Annotated in this window: 18 protein-coding genes; 11 read left to right on the forward strand and 7 right to left on the reverse strand. The window is 73.4% G+C overall.

Annotation, left to right across the window (positions count from 1 at the left end; all coding sequences use genetic code 11):
- Window positions 1-103 precede the first annotated feature (103 nt).
- Entirely contained in the window at window positions 104-1306 is a 1203-nt protein-coding gene (locus IE274_RS18575; protein ID WP_190116898.1) for a multidrug effflux MFS transporter, read from the forward strand.
- Between the two features lie 44 nt (window positions 1307-1350).
- On the opposite strand, the gene IE274_RS18580 is transcribed toward IE274_RS18575, so the two are convergent.
- The 4 genes from IE274_RS18580 to IE274_RS18595 all read right to left on the reverse strand — a co-directional run bounded on the left by IE274_RS18580 (window position 1351) and on the right by IE274_RS18595 (window position 4600).
- The gene (locus IE274_RS18580; protein WP_190116899.1) at window positions 1351-2031 is read right to left on the reverse strand and encodes a response regulator; all 681 of its coding nucleotides are present in this window, start codon (window positions 2029-2031) and stop codon (window positions 1351-1353) included.
- A complete protein-coding gene (locus tag IE274_RS18585; RefSeq protein WP_229909630.1) occupies window positions 2028-3284 on the reverse strand; it encodes a sensor histidine kinase in 1257 nt (418 codons plus the stop codon). The genes IE274_RS18580 and IE274_RS18585 overlap by 4 nt, the downstream gene beginning before the upstream one ends.
- Before the next feature lie 202 nt (window positions 3285-3486).
- On the reverse strand, window positions 3487-3765 hold the full coding sequence (gene pspAA / locus IE274_RS18590; protein WP_190116900.1) for a PspA-associated protein PspAA: 279 nt from the start codon (window positions 3763-3765) through the stop codon (window positions 3487-3489).
- Between the two features lie 43 nt (window positions 3766-3808).
- Window positions 3809-4600 carry a PspA/IM30 family protein gene (locus IE274_RS18595; protein WP_190116901.1) on the reverse strand — a complete coding sequence of 264 codons (792 nt, stop codon included), beginning with the start codon at window positions 4598-4600 and terminating at the stop codon, window positions 3809-3811.
- Between the two features lie 331 nt (window positions 4601-4931).
- Between IE274_RS18595 and IE274_RS18600 the strand changes: the two genes are divergently transcribed.
- From IE274_RS18600 to IE274_RS18610, 3 genes are all read left to right on the forward strand, one after another.
- Complete coding sequence (locus tag IE274_RS18600; protein WP_372447011.1) at window positions 4932-5531, forward strand: DUF3043 domain-containing protein; 600 nt, start codon at window positions 4932-4934, stop codon at window positions 5529-5531.
- Between the two features lie 50 nt (window positions 5532-5581).
- Window positions 5582-6283, forward strand: a complete 702-nt coding sequence (locus IE274_RS18605; RefSeq protein ID WP_190117060.1) for a class I SAM-dependent methyltransferase — start codon at window positions 5582-5584, stop codon at window positions 6281-6283.
- A 153-nt stretch (window positions 6284-6436) separates the two neighbouring features.
- On the forward strand, window positions 6437-7525 hold the full coding sequence (locus IE274_RS18610) for a S1C family serine protease (RefSeq protein ID WP_190116902.1): 1089 nt from the start codon (window positions 6437-6439) through the stop codon (window positions 7523-7525).
- Between the two features lie 103 nt (window positions 7526-7628).
- On the opposite strand, the gene IE274_RS18615 is transcribed toward IE274_RS18610, so the two are convergent.
- A complete protein-coding gene (locus IE274_RS18615; protein ID WP_190116903.1) occupies window positions 7629-7844 on the reverse strand; it encodes a hypothetical protein in 216 nt (71 codons plus the stop codon).
- A 113-nt stretch (window positions 7845-7957) separates the two neighbouring features.
- On the opposite strand from IE274_RS18615, the gene IE274_RS18620 reads away from it, so the two are divergent.
- A complete protein-coding gene (locus IE274_RS18620) occupies window positions 7958-9157 on the forward strand; it encodes a bifunctional adenosylcobinamide kinase/adenosylcobinamide-phosphate guanylyltransferase (protein WP_190116904.1) in 1200 nt (399 codons plus the stop codon).
- Window positions 9158-9233: 76 nt separating this feature from the next.
- Here the strand turns inward: IE274_RS18620 and IE274_RS18625 are convergent, their stop codons facing one another.
- On the reverse strand, window positions 9234-10343 hold the full coding sequence (locus IE274_RS18625) for a class I SAM-dependent methyltransferase (RefSeq protein ID WP_190117062.1): 1110 nt from the start codon (window positions 10341-10343) through the stop codon (window positions 9234-9236).
- Between the two features lie 289 nt (window positions 10344-10632).
- Here IE274_RS18625 and cobT point away from each other — a divergent pair, with 289 nt between their 5' ends.
- From cobT to IE274_RS18640, 3 genes are all read left to right on the forward strand, one after another.
- Window positions 10633-11790 carry a nicotinate-nucleotide--dimethylbenzimidazole phosphoribosyltransferase gene (gene cobT / locus IE274_RS18630; protein ID WP_190116905.1) on the forward strand — a complete coding sequence of 386 codons (1158 nt, stop codon included), beginning with the start codon at window positions 10633-10635 and terminating at the stop codon, window positions 11788-11790.
- An 81-nt stretch (window positions 11791-11871) separates the two neighbouring features.
- Window positions 11872-13662 (forward strand): phosphatidylglycerol lysyltransferase domain-containing protein, encoded by a 1791-nt coding sequence (locus IE274_RS18635; protein ID WP_190116906.1) that lies wholly within the window; start codon window positions 11872-11874, stop codon window positions 13660-13662.
- Window positions 13659-14405 carry a hypothetical protein gene (locus IE274_RS18640; RefSeq protein WP_190116907.1) on the forward strand — a complete coding sequence of 249 codons (747 nt, stop codon included), beginning with the start codon at window positions 13659-13661 and terminating at the stop codon, window positions 14403-14405. Before IE274_RS18635 ends, IE274_RS18640 begins: the two co-directional genes overlap by 4 nt.
- Here IE274_RS18640 and IE274_RS18645 read toward each other — a convergent pair.
- Window positions 14309-15109 (reverse strand): hypothetical protein, encoded by an 801-nt coding sequence (locus IE274_RS18645; RefSeq protein WP_190116908.1) that lies wholly within the window; start codon window positions 15107-15109, stop codon window positions 14309-14311. The two genes, IE274_RS18640 and IE274_RS18645, sit on opposite strands and share 97 nt — an antisense overlap.
- A 115-nt stretch (window positions 15110-15224) precedes the next feature.
- Here IE274_RS18645 and IE274_RS18650 point away from each other — a divergent pair, with 115 nt between their 5' ends.
- The 3 genes from IE274_RS18650 to lpdA all read left to right on the forward strand — a co-directional run bounded on the left by IE274_RS18650 (window position 15225) and on the right by lpdA (window position 19408).
- Window positions 15225-16019: an adenosylcobinamide-GDP ribazoletransferase gene (locus IE274_RS18650; protein ID WP_190116909.1), complete on the forward strand. Its 795-nt coding sequence runs from the start codon at window positions 15225-15227 to the stop codon at window positions 16017-16019.
- Between the two features lie 102 nt (window positions 16020-16121).
- On the forward strand, window positions 16122-17690 hold the full coding sequence (locus tag IE274_RS18655) for a leucyl aminopeptidase (protein ID WP_190116910.1): 1569 nt from the start codon (window positions 16122-16124) through the stop codon (window positions 17688-17690).
- 329 nt (window positions 17691-18019) lie between these two features.
- Window positions 18020-19408, forward strand: coding sequence for a dihydrolipoyl dehydrogenase (lpdA, locus tag IE274_RS18660; protein ID WP_190116911.1), 1389 nt, complete (start codon window positions 18020-18022; stop codon window positions 19406-19408).
- The last annotated feature ends 36 nt before the right edge of the window (window positions 19409-19444 follow it).

A 19444-nucleotide genomic window follows, 5' to 3' on the forward strand; every position in this document is an offset into this window, starting at 1 on the left:
GCCACCGGCGCGGCCGTAGCGCACCCTCTCCCCTCCCTTCGCACGACGGCGACCGCCACGGCCGCCGCGCCCCTGCCCCTACCTGCCGAAGGGTTCCTTCGCCATGCCCTCGCTCACCGCGGCGCTCGCGCTGCTGTCCTTCGTCGGTCCGCTGTCGACCGACATGTATCTGCCCGCCTTTCCGCGCATGGCCGAGGAGTTCGGCACGGACGCGTCCGGGGTGCAGCTCACGCTCACCGCGTTCCTGGTCGGGATGACGGTCGGGCATCTGGTGTTCGGGGCGCTCTCCGACCGGTACGGGCGGCGCGGGCCGCTGCTCGTGGGGGCCTTCGGGTGCGCGCTGGGCACCGCCCTGTGCGCGGTGGCGCCGTCCCTGGGGTGTCTGGTGGCGCTGCGGTTCGTGACCGGGTTCAGCGGGGCCGCCGGGGTCGTGATCAGCCGGGCCGTGGTGACCGATGTGGTCCAAGGGGCCGCGGCGGCGCGGATGTTCGGGATCCTGATGACCCTCGCCGGCATGGCTCCGGTCCTCGCGCCGCTCGCGGGCGGCGCCGTGATCGGGGTCGGCGGCTGGCGCGGGGTGTTCTGGGTGCTCGCCGGGGTCGCCCTGGTGGTGGCGCTCGGCGTGCTGGTGGCGGTGCCGGAGAGCCTGCCCGGGGAGCGACGCCGGGCGGGCGGCGCGGGGCGGCTCGCCGCCTCGGTGCGCGCGGTCGTGGGCGACCGGGCGTACGTCGGGTACACCCTCGCCTTCACCTTCGGCTTCGGGATGCTCTTCTGCTACGTCGCCGGGTCGCCGTTCCTGCTCCAGAACGCCCTCGGGCTGAGCGTCGGCGTCTCATCGGTGGCGTTCTCCGGCGGGGCCGTGGTGGCGACGCTGTCCAGCGCGGTGGGGGCCCGTCTGGTCGGGCGGGTCACCCCCGAAGTCCTGCTGCGCACCGGGCTTCTGGCCATGCTCGCCGGTACGGGCACGCTGCTCACCGTGAGCGTGGCCGGGGTGCTCGGCACGGGGGTCTGCCTGGCGCTGATGGCGGTGGTGTGCGGCGGGTTCGGGCTCGTGGTCGCGAACGCGGCGGCGCTGGCGATCGCCCGGGTGCCGGGGGCGTCCGGCACCGGTTCCGCGCTCCTCGGCACGGCCCAGAGCGCGCTCGGCGCGGTGGTGGCGCCGCTGGTCGGCCTCGGCGGCGAGCACACGGCGGTGCCGCTGTTCGTGGGGATGACGGTGTGCAGCGGGCTTGCGGTGGCGGCGCTGCGGCTGACCCGGGGGGCGGCGGTGGCGCGGGCGCGCGAGGGCGCGGAAGCGGGCGGGTGACGTGCCTGGCCGCGGCACGCACCCCGAGGTCGCACCGGCCCCGGTCAGTCGCCCCGCGGCCGCACGAGCCCCGACTCATAGGCGATGACGACGAGTTGGGCGCGGTCGCGGGCGCCGAGCTTGGCCATCGCACGGTTCACATGGGTCTTCACCGTGAGCGGACTGACCTCCAGGCGTTCGGCGATCTCGTCGTTCGAGTGGCCGCCCGCTACCTGCACCAGGACCTCCCGCTCCCGTCCGGTGAGCGCGTCCAGGCGCTCGCTGCGGGCGGGCGCGTCGCCGTCGGGACCGTCGCCCTGCGCGAGGAACCGAGCGATGAGGCCCTTCGTCGCCGCGGGCGAGAGCAGCGCCTCGCCCGCCGCCGCGATCCGGATGGCGCCGAGCAGTTCGTCCGGCTCCGCGCCCTTGCCCAGGAAGCCCGAGGCCCCCGCCCGCAGCGACTGCACGACGTACTCGTCGACCTCGAAGGTGGTCAGCATCACCACACGTACGTGGGACATCGCCGGGTCGTCGCTGATCATCCGGGTCGCGGCCAGGCCGTCGGTGCCGGGCATCCGGATGTCCATCAGGACGACGTCGGCCGACTGGGCCTTCGCGAGCCGCACCGCCTGCGCGCCGTCGGAGGCCTCGCCGACGACCTCCATGTCGGGCTCGGAGTCGACGAGGACCTTGAACGCGCTGCGCAACAGCGCCTGGTCATCGGCGAGCAGCACCCGGATCGTCACGCGGTAGTCCCTCCCTTGACCGGGGTCTGACCCCGGTCGCCCTGTTTCGCGGTCGTGACCGGAAGGATCGCATGTACCCGGAAACCACCTCCGTAGCGGGGCCCCGCGCTGCACCTCCCGCCGAGGGCACTGACGCGCTCGCGCATGCCGAGCAGCCCGTGCCCGCCGCCGCGGTCCGGGTCGTCGGGGGCCTGGGCGTCCTCACCGGCGCCGTCGTCCAGGACGGTGACCTCCAGGTTCGGCCCCACGCGCACGACGCTGACCTCCGCCTTGGCGTGCTCCCCCGCGTGCTTCTGCACATTGGTGAGGGCTTCCTGGATGATGCGGTACGCGGCCAGGTCGACGGCGGCCGGGGGCGTCAGGCCGGCGTCGCCGCGGGCCACGTCCACGGGCAGGCCCGCGTTGCGGAAGGTGTCGACAAGGTCGTCGAGACGGCCGAGGCCCGGCGCCGGTTCGGTGGGGGCCTCCGGGTCGCCGGTCTGGCGCAACAGGCCGACGGTGGCGCGCAGTTCGCCGAGCGCGGAGCGGCTGGCGTCGCGGACGTGGGCGAGGGCCTCCTTGGCCTGGTCGGGTCGCTTGTCCATGACGTGGGCGGCGACCCCGGCCTGCACGTTGACCAGGGCGATGTGGTGGGCGACCACGTCGTGCAGATCGCGGGCGATGCGCAGCCGCTCCTCGGCCACCCGGCGCCGGGCCTCCTCCTCGCGGGTGCGTTCCGCGCGCTCGGCCCGCTCCCTGATGGCGTCGACGAAGGCGCGGCGGCTGCGGACGGCGTCACCGGCGGCCGCGGCCATGCCGGTCCAGGCGAAGATGCCGAGGTTCTCCTGCGCGTACCAGGGCAGCGGGCCCGCCAGCATGGCGACGGCGGTCAGGCCCGTCATGGTGACCAGGCCGATGCGCCAGGTGGTGGGGCGGTTGGTGGTGGCGGCGACGGTGTACATGGCGATGACGGCGCACATCACGACCGGGGCGCGGGGGCCGCTGGTCACCAGTTCCACGATGGAGAAGCCGCAGCTGGCCGCGAGCACGGTCCAGGGGGCGCGGCGGCGGAAGACCAGGGTGGCGGCGCCGAGGCCCATGAGGGTCAGGCTCAGATCGCCCGGGGCGTGGACGTTCCAGGTGGAGCCGCCTTCCCCGTACGGCTCCGCGAAGGAGCCGATGACCATGCAGACGAGGGCGACGGCGGCGAGGAGCGCATCGACGGCCAACGGGTGCGTTCTGGCCCAGCCGCGGCACCGTTCAAAGTTGGTCACGTACTAAACGGTACGGGCCCGCTCAGACGGAGGGAACGGAAAGGGGGTTCCCTGGACCGGCGTTGACGCGGGCCCTTGACGCGCCTGGGCCGGACGCGGCGGGGCACGACACACAAGCCCCCAGACCAGCACTCGCCCAGCACTCGCCCGGCCGTCGACGAGCACTCGCCCAGCGCTGCGTCCGGGGTCGCCCACCCCGGGGCTAGCCCGGGATGAGCCCGTCGTCGGACAGCATCTGGCGGACCTCGTCCAAGGTCGCGTCGGGCGCCGGGAGGATCAGCTCCGAGGGCTCGAGCGCGTCGTCGGGCAGCGGCTCGCCCAGCTCGCGCACCTTGTCCAGGAGCGCGTGCAGTGTCCTGCGGAAGCCCGACTCGTCGCCGCTCTCCATCTCCTCGAGCAGCTCGTCGTCCAGCTTGTTCAACTCGGCGAAGTGGCTGTCCGCCAGCTTCACCTGCCCCTCCCCCATGATCCGTACGATCATGACGTCCTCCTCGGACGTGAGCGGTGGGTTACGGCCCGAGCCGTTACTGCTTGTCGAAGCGCGGGGTGTCCCGCTGCTGCTGGCTCTGGCCGCCCTGACCGCCCTCGATGGCCTGCTGCGACGTGCTGGAGCCGCCGGCCAACTCGGCCTTCATGCGCTGCAGCTCCAGCTCTACATCCGTACCACCGGAGAGGCGGTCCAGCTCGGACTGGATGTCGTCCTTGGCGAGGCCGGAGGAGTCGTCGAGGGCACCGGAAGCGAGAAGTTCGTCGATCGCGCCGGCCCGCGCCTGGAGCGTCGCGGTCTTGTCCTCGGCGCGCTGGATCGCCATGCCGACGTCGCCCATCTCCTCGGAGATGCCGGAGAAGGCCTCGCCGATCCGGGTCTGGGCCTCGGCGGCGGTGTACGTCGCCTTGATGGTCTCCTTCTTCGTACGGAAGGCGTCCACCTTGGCCTGCAGGCGCTGGGCCGCGAGAGTGAGCTTCTCCTCCTCGCCCTGCAGCGTCTGGTGCTGCACCTCCAGGTCGCTGACCTGCTGCTGGAGGGCGGCGCGGCGGGACAGGGCCTCGCGGGCCAGGTCCTCCCGGCCGAGCGCGAGGGCCTTGCGGCCCTGGTCCTCCAGGGTGGAGGACTGCTTCTGGAGCTGGTTGAGCTGCAGCTCGAGGCGCTTGCGGGAGGTCGCCACGTCGGCGACGCCGCGGCGCACCTTCTGCAGCAGCTCCAACTGCTTCTGGTAGGAGTAATCGAGGGTTTCGCGCGGGTCCTCGGCCCGGTCAAGGGCCTTGTTCGCCTTCGCGCGGAAGATCATCCCCATACGCTTCATGACACCGCTCATGGGCTTCGCGCGCCCCCTTCTGACGGACTTCCAGCTCCAGCTACTGCAACAGAACCCACGGTACGGGGTCTGTATCCATTACCGCACTGTTCGCGAGCGGATGCGCTCATCCCCAAGGACGACTGCACTGCCCGACTCTCCGGCGCAAGGAGTAGGTGCGCCCCCGGGAAACCGCCCCGCAAGGCCCCTTAGCCACATAATCAAGACGTCCGGTGTTGCGGGATCGTTCCCCATGCGACTGCGGTCCATGCCCACCCGTCTCCCGCCACCACCCTTGCAAAGAGGGGCCTTCGGCCCCGCACCTCTTGACTACCCCGTACCCTTGGGCTTTGTGTTCCGTAGCCGATCCAAGGACGAGAAGGCCCCGGCAGCCAAGGCCCCGGTGACCGACTCTTCGTCCGAGCCCCGAGACCCGCAGGCCCCCAAGGGCCGCCCCACCCCCAAGCGTGCCCTGGCCCAGTCCCAGCGCCGCAGCGTGATGAACACGCCGACGACGCGCAAGGAGGCAGCCAAGCGGCAGCGCGACGAGCGCCGCACCCAGATGGCCAAGCAGCGCGAGGCCATGGCCAGCGGTGACGAGCGGTATCTGCCCGCGCGGGACAAGGGTCCGGTGCGCAAGTTCGCCCGCGACTTCGTGGACTCGCGGTTCTGCGTCGCCGAGTTCTTCCTGCCGATGGCGGTGATCATCCTCGTCCTGAGCATGGTCCGCATCCCGCAGCTCCAGAACATCGCGCTGCTCCTGTGGCTCTTCGTGATCGTCCTGATCGTGGTCGACTCGGTCGCCACGGTGATCCGGCTGAAGAAGCGCCTGAACGAGCGCTTCCCGGACGAGAACAAGAAGGGCGCCGTCGCGTACGCCCTGATGCGCAGCCTCCAGATGCGCCGACTGCGGCTGCCGAAGCCGCAGGGCAAGCGCGGGGGCCGGTCCTGAGCGAGGACCGGGGCGCGAGTCCTGGCGCACGTGAGGCCGTCCGGCACGAACTGGTCGGCCGACAGCTCGACGAACGGATAGTGGCCCGGTTCCCGCTGGGGCGGCGGCTGCGCGTGCTCGACGTCGGCATGGGCCGCGGGGCGCAGGCGCTGCGGCTGGCCCGCGGCGGGCACGAGGTGACGGGCGTCGAGCAGGACGCGGAGGCGCTCGCCGCCGTGCGGGCCGTGGTGGCCGCGGAGCCGGAGGGCATCCGGTCGCGGATGCGGGTCGTCGAGGGCGACGCGCGGGACACCGGCGTCCACTTCCTGCCCGGAAGCTTCGACGTCGTGCTGTGCCACGGCGGCCTGATGCACGTCGACGAGCCCGACGCGCTGCTCGCCGGGCTCGGCCGGGTGCTCGCGCCCGGCGGCCTGCTGTCCCTGGTGGTGCGCAACGCCGACGCCCTGGCCATGCGCCCCGGCCTGCGGGCGGACTGGGCCGGTGCGCTCGCCGCCTTCGGGTCGGACACCTACCGCGACGAGAGCGGCGCCGAGGTCCGCGCGCACCGCCTGGACGCCGTCGGGCAGTCCCTCGCGGGCATCGCGGCGCCCCTGGTCGCCTGGTACGGCGTCCGGGTCTTCTCCGAGGCCACCGACATACCGGCCGCCGGTCCCGACCTGGAGGCCCTGCTCACGGCCGAGACCCGGGCCGGGCGCACGGATCCCTACCGGCGGGTGGCGACGATGCTGCACCTGTGCGGCGGGCGGGACTGACACCGCGTACCCGGGGACGTCTCACCCGGGACTGACGTCTCGTACAGCGTTACGAGGCCGTGGCGCGCCGCCGTCCGCGCGGCACCCGGCACCGGCCCCCTGTTCGGACGCTCACCGCAGGACGGCGCCGGGGACGCGGCCGAGACTCGGCGTATGAGACTGCCGCGCACCCGCGTCCCGCTGCTGCCCGCCCTGCCGGTCACCGCCGTCCTGGTCGTCCTCGTCGCCGGGTGTTCCGGCGGCGGTGGGGGCGGGGGTGGCGACAGCGGGCAGCCGGACCGGGCGGACCGCGCGACGACGCAGGCCGCGCCCGCCGCCGCGAGCGACCTTCAGGACGGCTACCGGAAGGTGATCAAGGACGTGCTGCCGTCGGTCGTCCAGATCGACGCGTCCGACAGCCTCGGCTCCGGGGTGGTCTACGACGACCAGGGGCACATCGTCACCAACGCCCATGTGGTGGGCGAGGAGAAGACGTTCCGGGTGACCACGGCCACCGGTGAGCAGCCGCTCGCGGCGAAGCTGGTGTCGGCGTACCCGGAGCAGGACCTCGCCGTGATCAAGCTGGACAAGGTGCCGAGCGGGCTGAAGGCCGCCACGTTCGGGGACTCCACGAAGGTCGACGTCGGCACGATCGTGCTCGCGATGGGCTCGCCGCTCGGCCTGTCGTCGAGCGTCACCCAGGGCATCGTCTCGGCGACCGGACGTACGGTCAGCGAGGGCAGCGACGACGGCGGCACCGGCGCGACCATCGCCAACATGGTGCAGACGTCCGCCGCGATCAACCCGGGCAACAGCGGCGGCGCCCTCGTCGACCTCGACGGCCAGGTCGTCGGCATCCCGACGCTCGCCGCGACCGACCCGGACATGGGCGACGGCGCGGCCCCCGGCATCGGCTTCGCGATCCCCTCGTCCATGGTCAAGACGGTGGCCGACCAGATCGTGCGGAACGGCCGGGTCACCGACTCGGGCCGGGCCGCCCTCGGCGTCACCGCCCGCACCGTGCTCGGCGACGACTACCGTCCGGCGGGCGTCGCGATCGTCGAGGTGCAGGACGGCGGCGCCGCGGCCGAGGCGGGCCTGGCGGCCGGGGACATCCTCACCGACCTCGGCGGCACCCCCATCACCACCATCACCTCACTGTCCGAGGCGCTGGCGGCGGTCGAGCCGGGCGCCAAGGAACGGGCGACGTACCTGCGCGACGGCAAGGAGCGCACGACCGAGGTCACGCTCGGCGAGATGTGAGCCGTACGCCGCACCGAACGACACCGGGGGCGACGCACGCGCGCCGCCCCCGACAGAGCCCGGAGTCCGATGCCCGGGGCCCGGGGCGCAAGCGCCCCAAGCGCTACGCCGCGTCCTGCGCGTGCAGGCTCATCGGGCCGTAGATCTCCGAGGTGTCCTCGAAGAGGGTCACCTGGTCCGCGCCGCCCTCGCTCAGTTCCTTCCAGTACTCACCCAGCCAGGTCTCCGCGTCTCCCTGGGTGGTGAACTCCTCGGGCTGCACGGCAGGCTGGACCTCCGTTCCGTCCGCCTTCTCGAACCGCCACGTCCATGCCGCCATGTCAGCCTCCCGAGGTCCATTGGGTGTCCCGGCAGCCGCCCGGAGCGGGAGCCGGAGCCGCTTGAAGCCTAGCCGGGCGCGCGGCGCCGGGGGTGACGCGGGAGGATCTTCCTGTGGAACTGACTCTGCTCGGCACCGGAGCCCCCGAAGGGCTGCCGTACCCCGGCTGCCCCTGCGCCGTGTGCGCGACCGCCCTGGGCGACGCGGCGCGGGCCGCCACGGCGCTGCTCGTCGACGGCGTGCTGCTGCTCGACCTCACGCCCGGCGCCGCCTTCGCCGCCGCCCGCGCCGGGCACTCCCTCGGCGGGGTGCGCCAGGTGCTGCTCTCGCACCCGCACGACGGGCCCGCCGTGGAGGTGCCCGCGGGCCTGCCGCAGCCGGGGCGGGTGCCGGACGGGCGGGAGCTGGCGCTGCTCACCGGGCACCGGGTGCGCGCGGTGGCGACGGACGCCCCCGGCACCGGCTACGAGGTGACCGGGCCCGACGGCGACCGGCTGCTGTACCTGCCGCCGGGCGCCGCGCCCGCCGGTTTCCCCGCGGAGCAGCCCCCGTACGAGATGGTCGTCGCGGACCTCGTCGGCCGACCGGACGGCCTCGCCCGGCTGCGGGCGGCCGGGGGCGTGACCCCGACGACGGACGTCGTGGCCGTCCACATCGGGCACGGGGCGCCCGCCGGGGCGGAGCTGACGCGGCGGCTCGCGGCGGCCGGGGCGCGGGCCGTGCCGGACGGCACGACGCTGGCCGTCGGCGCCTACGAGGACGTACCGGACCTGCCGCGCCGCACCCTGATCCTGGGCGGGGCCCGTTCGGGGAAGTCCGTCGAGGCGGAGCGGCGCCTGGAGGCGTTTCCCGATGTGCTGTACGTCGCCACCGGCGGCACCCGGGGCGGGGACGGCGAGTGGGCGGAGCGGGTGCGCGCGCACCGCGAGCGGCGTCCCGGTTCCTGGCGGACCACGGAGACCTGCGACCTCGTACCGCTGCTCACGGAGCCGGGGCCGCCGCTGCTCGTGGACTGTCTGTCGCTGTGGCTGACGCACGCGATGGACGAGGTGAACGCCTGGGACGACGCCGAGTGGGCGAGCGGCGGGGAGCGGTCGCTGCGCAAGCGGATCACCGAGCTGACGGACGCGGTGCGCGGCACCCGTCGTGTCGTCGTCGCCGTGTCCAACGAGGTCGGCTCGGGCATCGTGCCCGCGACCGCGTCGGGCCGCCGCTACCGCGACGAACTCGGCCGTCTCAACGCCGCGTTCGCCGCCGAGTGCGAGCACGTGCTGCTCGTGGTGGCGGGGCAGGCGCTGGCGCTGCGGGGCTGAGCGGGGCGCGGGCGGCGGGAGTCGGGCGTACGACGGGAGTCACGCGCCGGGCCCGCCGCGGCTCCGGACGGCGGCCTCACGCCTCGGCCTCCCGGCGCGCGATCACCCGGTACGCGTTCCCGCACCCCGTGCGCGTCAGCACCGGCGCGAGCAGCAGGTCGGCCGCGTACGCGAGGGCGAGGAGCGGGGTGGCCGCCCGCCAGGCCGTCCGGCGCAGCCCGAGCCGCAGGGCGCTCGGCGTCTGGGCCCGCCACGGCACGTCCGCCACGGGCAGCAGCCGGTTGAGGACGAGCGCGCACGCCGTGGTCAGGTCGGACGGCACGTGCGGGGCGCGGCGGTCGACGTCGACGACGGTGAAGCCGAGCTCGTCCAGCTCCCGGCAGAGGTTGGCGAGCGGCACGAAGTGCGGGTGGCGGGGCTGGCGGTAGGAGGCCCACCACTTGCCGAGGAGCCGGGCCGAGCGGCACTCGGGGTCCGGGGCCTCGATCAGCAGGTGCCCGCCGGGGCGCAGCACGGTGCGGGCGGCCGCGAGCTCGGCGCGCGGGTCGGGGCGGCGTTGCAGGTAGTGGACCATGCTGAGGACGTCGTAGCGCCCGGCGAGGTCCTCGGCGAGGTCGGTGAGGCGGCCGCGGTGGGCCTCCTCGATGCGGCCGCGCCGCACCGCCTCCGCGAGGCCCGGGTCGGTGTCGAGGCCGTCGAAGGCCGTGTACGGCAGCACGTCCTTGGCGGCGCCCGGGAAGCGGGCACGTCCGGTGCCCACGTCGAGCCAGCTCTCGGGCTCGTCGATGCGGCCGAGCGTGCGGACCCCGGCGAGGCGGCGGGCGCGGCCCGACCCGGCCCGGGCGAGCAGCGCCGCGGCCCCGCCGCCGGGCCCCGGGCGCAGGTCCTGGCGCCAGAAGTCCCGGTGGCCGAGGTCCTGGCGGGCCGAGCCGAGGCGGTAGAAGTCCAGGCCCTCGGGGGTGAGGCGGGGGTTCTGGAAGGTGTGGGCGCAGTCCTCGCAGCGCTCCAGGGTGAAGCCGCCGGGCTTGCGCTGGATCAGGTCGGCGGTGCGCAGCCGCACCCGCAGGCGGGTCGAGCCGCACCAGGGGCAGTCGTCGCGGCGGGGTTCGTGGAACCGGGCGGTGCCCTCGGCGAGCCGGGCGAGGCAGGCGGCGCGGCGTTCGTCGGTCTGCTGGGCGAGGTCCATGGCGTACTCCCGGATGCTTCCGGCCCGCGGGACAGTCGCGCGGAGCGGCAGCGCGCCGACAGGGACGGTCGGCGGTACGACCATGCGATACATGCGGGACATGCGGAACGTAAGGGACGCACTGCGGGGATTCAACGACGCTGGGGCGCGCCTGCGTCGCATGGCGTAACCGCCTGCCGGGGGCGAGCGCGCGCGACCGGCTGACGGATCGTCACCCGGGCCCCGCCGGTGGCCCGCGCGGCCGGGCCCGTTCGCGCGCACGTCCCGCCCCGCCGGTACTGTTCGCCGAATGAGCTCGCTGATTCTCGACGACTTCACCGACCTGATCGAGCGGCCCGACGGCGGGGTGCGCCGTGACGCCGAAGAGCGCAGGGAGCGCCAGGCCGTACCGCCCGGCGCCCTGGGCCGCCTGGACGACCTCGCCGAGTGGCTGTCGGCAGCGCAGGCCGCGGTGCCGGTCAAGCCGATCGAGCGGCCCCGCGCGGTGCTGTTCGCGGGCGATCACGGGGTGGCCGGACTCGGCGTCTCCGCGCGGGCGGCGGGCGGCGCGGCCGGCCTCGTGCGCGGCGTCCTCGACGGCACGAGCCCCGCGGCCGTGCTCGCGCGCAGGCTCGAAGTACCCGTGCGGGTCGTCGACATGGCCCTGGACTGCGACCCGGCGGAGCTGCCCGCCGAGGTCGCCGGGCACCGGGTGCGGCGCGGCTCCGGGCGCATCGACACCGAGGACGCCCTCACGCAGGAGGAGGCCGAGCGTGCCGTCGCGGCGGGCATCGCGCTGGCCGACGAGGAGGCCGACTCCGGCACCGACCTGATCGTCCTCGGCGACATCAGCGTCGGCGGTACGACACCCGCGGCCACCCTGATCGCCGCGCTCTGCGGGACGGACGCCTCCGTCGTCACCGGGCGGGGCGGGGCGCCGATCGACGACCTGGCGTGGATGCGCAAGTGCGCGGCCGTGCGGGACGCGCTGCGGCGGGCCCGGCCGGTCCTCGGCGACCAGCTCGAACTGCTCGCGACGGTGGGCGGGGCCGATGTGGCGGCCATGACGGGGTTCCTGCTGCAGTGCGCGGTGCGGCGCACGCCGGTGATCCTCGACGGGGTGGTGTCGGCGGCGGCGGCGCTGGTGGCCCAGCGGGTGGCGTTCCGGGCGCCGGACTGGTGGCTCGCGGCGCACGACAGCGGGGAGCCCGCGCAGGCCAAGGCCCTCGACCGGATGGCGCTCGAACCGCTGCTCACGCACGGGGTGAAGGTCGGCGAGGGCGTGGGCGCGCTGCTCGCGGTGCCGGTGGTGCGGGCCGCGGCGGCGCTGTCCGCGGAACTGCCTGCGGCGGCTGCCGGGTCCGAGGAAGCCGCGGAGCCTGGCGAACCCGCCGAACCCGCCGAACCCACCGAGACCGCCGACGTCGCGGAGCCGTCCGCCAAGTCGTCGGAGGCGCCCGCCGAGTAGCCCTCCCGCACAGCGCGCCGCGGTCAGAGCGAGCCGCGCTGAGCGCATATCACACCACAACGCCCCATAAGATCCCGTTTCATGGGAGATGAGCGGGCAGAGGAAGAGCGGCTGCGGACGTCCACGGTGGCCTCGCGGCGGGGTGCCGCCGTGGCCGTCTGGTATCTGCGGGCCGTGACGTTCGTGAACTTCCTCAGCGCCGTGTGGGTCTCGCTCGGCCAGGACCTGCGGCGCCACAACACGGAGAACTACTTCACCCCGTACCTGCTCACCGCGGGCTTCGCCTCCGGCGTCTTCACGATGTTCCTGGCGATCACCATGCGGCGCAGGAAACGCGCCGCCTGGATCCTCAACCTCGTCCTGAGCGGCCTCTTCCTGCTCCTGTTCGCCCTCGCGATGTGCTTCCCGGAGATCAGGCAGTACGCGCAGAACTGGATCTCGCTCGGCCTCACCGCGCTGTTCGTCGGCGCGCTCCTCGTCGGCCGCCGCGAGTTCTACGCGGTCGGCGACCGCTCGAACCCCAAGCTCGCGGCGGCCGTGGCCGTCGGCGGCCTCCTGGTGACGTCCCTGCTCGCCGCGTTCCTGGTGACCGTCACCAACCGCGCCCACGACGAGTACCGCTCGACGTTCGTCGACCGCTGGCGCTACGGCACGATGCGCCTGGTGTCGCTGGCCGCCGACGACACCCGCTTCGCCGGGATCACCACGCCGGGCTGGGTCAACGTCACCATCAACGTCCTGAGCACGGTGCTCCTGTGCGCCGTCCTGTACGCCGCGTTCCGCTCGCGCCGGGCCGTCGACCCGCTGTCGGAGGACGACGAGGAGCGGCTGCGGGCCCTGCTCGACCGGCACGGCGAGCGCGACTCGCTCGGCTACTTCGCGCTGCGCCGCGAGAAGAGCGTGGTGTGGTCGCCGACGGGTAAGGCGGCGGTCGCGTACCGGGTCGTCAGCGGCGTCTCGCTGGCCTCCGGCGACCCCATCGGCGACCCCGAGGCCTGGCCCGGCGCCATCGAGCCCTGGCTCGCCGAGGCCCGCGAGCACGGCTGGACCCCGGCGGTGATGGGCGCGAGCGAGGAGGCCGGGACCATCTACGCCCGGCACGGCCTGGACGCCCTGGAACTCGGCGACGAGGCGATCGTGGAGATCGCCGCCCGAGGCGGAGCCTCCAAAGAGCACTTCACCTTGGAGGGCCGGGCCATGCGCACGGTCCGGCAGGCGTACAACCGCGTCAAGCGCGCCGGGTACGAGGTCCGCATCCGCCGCCACCACGACATCCCCGCCGACGAGATGGCGTACCTCCTCGAGCGTGCCGACGACTGGCGCGACGGCGCCACCGAGCGGGGCTTCTCGATGGCGCTCGGGCGGCTCGGCGACCCGGCGGACGGCGAGTGCGTGATGCTGGAGTGCCGTGACGGCGACGGTGAACTACGAGCCGTGCTGTCCTTCGTGCCGTGGGGGCCGCAGGGCCTCTCGCTCGACCTGATGCGGCGCGACCGGGACTCCGAGAACGGCCTGATGGAGTTCATGGTGATCGAGCTGCTCCAGCGCGCGGCGGAGATCAAGATCACGCAGGTGTCACTGAACTTCGCGATGTTCAGGTCCGTCTTCGAGCGTGGCTCACGGCTCGGCGCGGGCCCGGTGCTCCGGCTGTGGCGCTCGCTGCTCAGCTTCTTCTCCCGGTGGTGGCAGATCGAGTCGCTGTATCGCGCCAACGCCAAGTACCGGCCCATCTGGGAACCTCGTTTCCTTCTCTTCGAGAAGAGCGGCGACCTGCTGCGCATCGGCGTCGCCGCCGCTCGCGCCGAAGGGTTCCTCGAAGCGCCGGGACTGCCGAAATGGCTGCACCGCAAACATCTGGAGTCCCGACGATGAGCACCCTGTCCCGGCTGGCCCGCGCCGAGTGGGGCCCGCTGTACAGCACGGTCCGGGACCGGCTCGTCGCCCGCCGCTGGCGCGCGATCCCCGTGACGCTGGCCGCCGTCTGCCTGACGGCCGCGTTCCAGTACGTGCAGAACCAGTCCTGGGGCTACCAGTTCGTGCAGAACATCGGCTGCGTACGGGCCGAGGACCCGCTGGGGCTGTCCCTCCTGCGCACCCCGCTCTCCCTCTTCGTGCCCGCCCTCGACCTGCCGGTGTGGGGCGCGCTCGCGCAGATCCTGCTGGTCTTCGGCATCGCGGAGATCTGCCTCGGCCCGTGGCGCATGCTGCTCATCGGGTACGCGGCGACGCTGGGCGGCACCCTGTACGCGCGCCTCGGCATCGAGCTGGGGCCCGACAACTGGATCGGCCTGCCCGCCTCCGACGCCCAGGTGGTCGACACCGGTCCTTCGGCGGCCGTCGTGGGGCTCGCGGTGTACGTGTGCTGGCGCTACCGGGCGTACGCCACCGGGGCGTTCGTGATCGTCCTGATGGTCGTCGAGGTGCTCGTCAAGAACAACCTCGCGGGCAAGGAGCATCTGGCGGCGATCGCCGGGGTGGTCGTGGTGACCGTGGCCCTCGACGCGGCGGTGTGGGCGCGTCAGCGGGTGCGCGGCGGGACCTCGGGCCCGCGCGGGCCGGGATCCGGGGGCGCGGGGCGCGGCTCGGGGTCCGGTTTGCCGCCGATGAGGTCCTGAAAGCGGCGGCGCGGGCCCGTCCAGCGGCGGTCGTGGCGGAAGGCGCGCAGGCGGGCGCGGGCCCGGGCGCGCGGCCGGTTGCGGTAGCACCTCCGCGCCCACGCCGAGCCGGGGCGGGCGAGCCGGATCGCGCCGACCAGCGCGACGAACGGCACCACCATGCCGATCAGGGCCAGGCGCAGCTTGCCCTTGGCCAGCGCGATTACGGCGAAGCCGCAGTTCAGGGTGATGTTCAGGGCGAACGCGACCCGGTCGTGGCGCTCGTCGGCGGTGAGCTCGTTCACGCCGAAGGGGCTGAAGCCGGTGAGGATCAGCACGACCAGGGCCGTCGTGAGGACCACGACCTCCACGCTCTGGCGGCCCTGCTCGCTCCAGTACACGTCGTCCAGGTGCAGGATCAGCGCGAACTCGTCCAGGACCAGGCCCGCGCCCACCCCGAAGATGACGGCGGCGCACATCGACCCGAAGCTGTGCCGCCCGGCGGCGACCGCCCAGAAGCCGCCCACCAGCATCAGGAAGATGCCCGGCACGACGTGGTGGATGTGGACGTCGCCCGTCTTGATGTTGCGGAACGGTCCCTTCCCCGCGCGGATGAGGCGCGTGATGGTCCGGGTGACCAGGAACGAGCCCACGAAGGAGACCAGCGCGAGCAGCAGGGGCAACTTCCCCGGCTCCACGATGTTCCGGTACCACCAGCCGTCCATGGGCCCATCTTCCGGTTCGCCCCCGGCTTTCGCAGGTGGGAGCGGCAGCCGGTGGTGTCGGCGGGCGTCCCGTCCCGCCCCGGCCGGGCCCGGCCGCCCCGGGTAACCTCGCCGAATGCCCAGACCCACCCCCGCCGACGGCCTCCGGTTCGCCTTCGGGACGCTCACCGTGATCCCCGTCCACGTCCGCAGGTGGGACCGGGAGGCCGCCCGCGCGGGCATGCTGTGCGCCCCGCTCGCGGGCCTGGTCGTGGGGCTCGGCGCCGCCGCGGCGGGGTCGGCGCTCCTTGCCCTCGGCGCCGGACCGCTGCTCGCTTCCGTCGCCGCCGTCGCCGTGCCCGCGGCGGCCACCCGGGGGCTGCACCTGGACGGGCTCGCCGACACGGCCGACGGGCTCGGCAGCGGCAAGGCGGCCGACGACGCGCTGCGCATCATGAAGCAGTCCGACATCGGCCCGTTCGGCGTCATCACCCTCGTCCTGACGCTGCTCGCGCAGGTCGCGGCCCTCACCGGGCTGTACGACGAGAGCTGGACGCACGGCGCCACCGCCACCGTCATCGCCGCCACCACGGCCCGCCTCGCCCTCACCCTGGCCGCCCGCGCCGGCGTCCCCGCGGCCCGCCCCGAAGGCCTGGGCGCCGCCGTCGCCGAGACCGTCCCCACGCCCGCGGCGGTGGCCGTCCTCGCCGCCACCACGGCCGCGGCGGCAGCGGCGGGGCTGCCCGGCGGAACAGCCATGGCGGCGCAGAACGCGGCCGCCGTGGTGCTCGGCTGCGCCGCCGCCGGACTGCTCCTGCGGCACTGCGTGCGGCGCTTCGGCGGCGTCACCGGCGACGTCTTCGGAGGACTCGCCGAGACCACCGCCACCACCGTCCTCCTTGTGCTCGCCCTCGGCCAGCACGCACAGTGAGGCGCACCGCAACAATTACGGGCGTAGGCTCGCGACGGGCTTACCACCCAAAAGCCCGCAAGACTTCAGTGAAACCTCCTATGAAAGAGGGACTTCAGCACCGTGACTGCTCTGACTCTCAGCACCGCCGCCGCGTCCGGCCTGCGTGCCGACGCGATCGTCGTCGGTGTCGCGAAGGGCGCCAAGGGGCCGGTCGTGGCTCTTGGCGCCGAGTCCGTGGACAAGGCGTACGACGGCAAGCTCGCGTCCGTCCTGGAGACCCTCGGCGCCTCGGGCGGCGAGGGCGAGGTGACGAAGCTGCCCGCGCCGTCCGGCTTCAAGGCGCCGGTCGTCCTGGCAGTCGGCCTCGGCACGGTCCCCGAGAAGGACTCGGCGTACGACGCGGAGACCCTGCGCCGCGCGGCCGGTGCCGCCGCCCGGGCCCTCGCGGGCACCAAGAAGGCGGGCTTCGCCCTGCCGGTCGCCGACGCCGCCGACGCCGGTGCGATCGCGGAGGGCGCCCTGCTCGGCGCGTACTCCTTCGACGCCTACAAGGGCAACGGCAAGGACACCAAGCCCGCCAAGGGCAAGGGCAAGGCCGAGTCCTCCGACAAGGCCGACAAGGGCGGCAAGGCGCCGCTCGCCGAGGTCGCCCTGCTCGGCGCCAAGCCGCGCGACAAGGCCCACAAGGCCGCCGTCGAGCGCGCGACCGCCGTCACCGAAGAGCTCAACCGCGCCCGCGACCTGATCAACACCCCGCCGAACGACCTCGACCCCGAGGCCTTCGCGGCGGTCGCCACCGCCGCCGCCAAGGAGCACGGCGTCAAGATCCAGGTCCTGGACGAGAAGGCGCTCGCCAAGGGCGGCTTCGGCGGCATCCTCGGCGTCGGTGTGGGCTCGGACGCCCCGCCGCGCCTGGTCAAGCTGTCGTACACCTCGGCCAAGGCCAAGAAGCACCTCGCCTTCGTCGGCAAGGGCATCACGTACGACTCGGGCGGCATCTCGCTGAAGCCCGCCGGGCACAACGAGACCATGAAGTGCGACATGAGCGGCGCGGCCGCCGTGTTCGCCGCCGTGATCGCGGCCGCCCGCCTCGGCCTGGAGGTCAACGTCACCGGCTGGCTCGCGCTCGCCGAGAACATGCCGTCCGGCTCCGCCACCCGCCCCGGCGACGTCCTGCGGATGTACAGCGGCAAGACGGTGGAGGTGCTCAACACCGACGCCGAGGGCCGCCTCGTCCTGGCCGACGCCATCGCCAAGGCCTCCGAGGACAAGCCCGACGCGATCGTCGACGTGGCCACCCTCACCGGCGCCATGATGATGGCCCTGGGCGGCCGCACCTTCGGCATCCTGGCCAACGACGACGCCTTCCGCACCTCGGTGCACGAGATCGCGGAGGAGGTCGGCGAGCCGTCCTGGCCGATGCCGATGCCGGAGCACCTGCTCAAGGGCATGGACTCCCCCACCGCCGACATCGCCAACATGGGCGAGCGCATGGGCGGCGGCCTGGTCGCCGGACTCTTCCTGCGGGAGTTCGTCGGCGAGGGCATCACCTGGGCCCACCTGGACATCGCGGGCCCCGCCTACAACGAGTCCGCCCCCTTCGGCTACACCCCGAAGGGCGGCACCGGCTCCGCGGTCCGCACCCTGGTGCGCCTCGCCGAGCGCACCGCCGCGGGCGACCTCGGCTGATTCGTTTCGCTGGGTACGGCCCCGGACGCCCTCGGGCCCGGGGCCGTACCCATGGGCGTACCGCCGTGCGCGTACGCAAGCACGTGCGGATTTCGCTGTGAATGAAATCCGCACGCGCACCCGTGGTTCTGACCCTGCCGACGGGCGATCAGCCGCCCCATCGCCCGGCCCGGCGTCCCGCCTGTCGCCGACAAGTGCGAAGATGGGTTCTCGGCAGGACAGGGCCCCCACCACAGGGCCGAAGAAGAGCGGCCGTATACCAGCCGACCGACCGGTCGTCCCCGGTAAGAGGGGTCCGGCGCACGGCGCACATGCATGGAGGACGTGACGTGGCGAACGACGCCAGCACCGTTTTCGACCTAGTGATCCTCGGCGGTGGAAGTGGCGGTTACGCCGCGGCCCTGCGCGCCTCGCAGCTGGGTCTCGACGTCGCACTGATCGAGAAGAACAAGCTCGGCGGCACCTGCCTGCACAACGGCTGCATCCCCACGAAGGCGCTGCTGCACGCCGGCGAGATCGCCGACCAGGCGCGCGAGGCCGACCAGTTCGGCGTCAAGGCGACCTTCGAGGGCATCGACATCAAGGGCGTCCACAAGTACAAGGACGACGTGATCGCCGGCCTGTACAAGGGCCTGCAGGGCCTGGTCGCCTCCCGCAAGGTCACCTACATCGAGGGCGAGGGCCGCCTGTCGTCCCCGACCTCCGTGGACGTGAACGGCCAGCGCGTCCAGGGCCGCCACGTCCTGCTCGCGACCGGCTCCGTGCCGAAGTCGCTGCCCGGCCTGGAGATCGACGGCAACCGCATCATCTCCTCCGACCACGCGCTGGTCCTGGACCGGGTGCCGGAGTCGGCGATCATCCTCGGCGGCGGCGTCATCGGCGTCGAGTTCGCCTCCGCCTGGAAGTCCTTCGGCACCGACGTGACCGTCGTCGAGGGCCTCAAGCACCTGGTGCCCGTCGAGGACGAGAACAGCTCCAAGCTTCTTGAGCGCGCCTTCCGCAAGCGCGGCATCAAGTTCAACCTCGGCACCTTCTTCGACAAGGCCGAGTACACCGAGAACGGCGTGCGCGTCACCCTCGCCGACGGCAAGACCTTCGACGCCGAGGTGCTGCTCGTCGCCATCGGCCGCGGCCCGGTCTCGCAGGGCCTCGGGTACGAGGAGCAGGGCGTCGCCATGGACCGCGGCTACGTCCTCGTCGACGAGTACATGCAGACCAACGTGCCCACGATCTCGGCCGTCGGTGACCTGGTCCCGACGCTCCAGCTCGCGCACGTCGGCTTCGCCGAGGGCATCCTGGTGGCGGAGCGCCTGGCCGGTCTCAAGACCGTCCCGATCGACTACGACGGCGTGCCCCGGGTGACGTACTGCCACCCCGAGGTCGCCTCCGTGGGCATCACCGAGGCCAAGGCCAAGGAGGTCTACGGCGCGGACAAGGTCGTCGCTCTGAAGTACAACCTCGCGGGCAACGGCAAGAGCAAGATCCTCAAGACCGCGGGCGAGATCAAGCTCGTCCAGGTCAAGGACGGTGCCGTGGTCGGCGTCCACATGGTCGGCGACCGCATGGGTGAGCAGGTGGGCGAGGCCCAGCTGGTCTACAACTGGGAAGCGCTGCCCGCCGAGGTCGCCCAGCTCATCCACGCCCACCCGACGCAGAACGAGGCGCTCGGCGAGGCCCACCTCGCCCTCGCCGGCAAGCCGCTGCACTCCCACGACTGAGCCTTCAGTCACACGGGCGCGACGACCACATACGTA

The sequence above is a fragment of the Streptomyces flavofungini genome, assembly GCF_014650815.1.
GTDB classification, from domain to species: domain Bacteria; phylum Actinomycetota; class Actinomycetes; order Streptomycetales; family Streptomycetaceae; genus Streptomyces; species Streptomyces flavofungini.

Excerpts from the sequence above, each read along its gene's own strand:
- IE274_RS18575 (WP_190116898.1), top strand. The coding sequence starts at position 104 with ATGCCCTCGCTCACCGCGGCGCTCGCGCTGCTGTCCTTCGTCGGTCCG.
- pspAA (WP_190116900.1), bottom strand. The coding sequence starts at position 3,765 with ATGATCGTACGGATCATGGGGGAGGGGCAGGTGAAGCTGGCGGACAGC.
- IE274_RS18595 (WP_190116901.1), bottom strand. The coding sequence starts at position 4,600 with ATGAGCGGTGTCATGAAGCGTATGGGGATGATCTTCCGCGCGAAGGCG.
- IE274_RS18610 (WP_190116902.1), top strand. The coding sequence starts at position 6,437 with ATGAGACTGCCGCGCACCCGCGTCCCGCTGCTGCCCGCCCTGCCGGTC.
- IE274_RS18615 (WP_190116903.1), bottom strand. The coding sequence starts at position 7,844 with ATGGCGGCATGGACGTGGCGGTTCGAGAAGGCGGACGGAACGGAGGTC.
- IE274_RS18625 (WP_190117062.1), bottom strand. The coding sequence starts at position 10,343 with ATGGACCTCGCCCAGCAGACCGACGAACGCCGCGCCGCCTGCCTCGCC.
- cobT (WP_190116905.1), top strand. The coding sequence starts at position 10,633 with ATGAGCTCGCTGATTCTCGACGACTTCACCGACCTGATCGAGCGGCCC.
- IE274_RS18635 (WP_190116906.1), top strand. The coding sequence starts at position 11,872 with ATGGGAGATGAGCGGGCAGAGGAAGAGCGGCTGCGGACGTCCACGGTG.
- IE274_RS18640 (WP_190116907.1), top strand. The coding sequence starts at position 13,659 with ATGAGCACCCTGTCCCGGCTGGCCCGCGCCGAGTGGGGCCCGCTGTAC.
- IE274_RS18645 (WP_190116908.1), bottom strand. The coding sequence starts at position 15,109 with ATGGACGGCTGGTGGTACCGGAACATCGTGGAGCCGGGGAAGTTGCCC.
- IE274_RS18650 (WP_190116909.1), top strand. The coding sequence starts at position 15,225 with ATGCCCAGACCCACCCCCGCCGACGGCCTCCGGTTCGCCTTCGGGACG.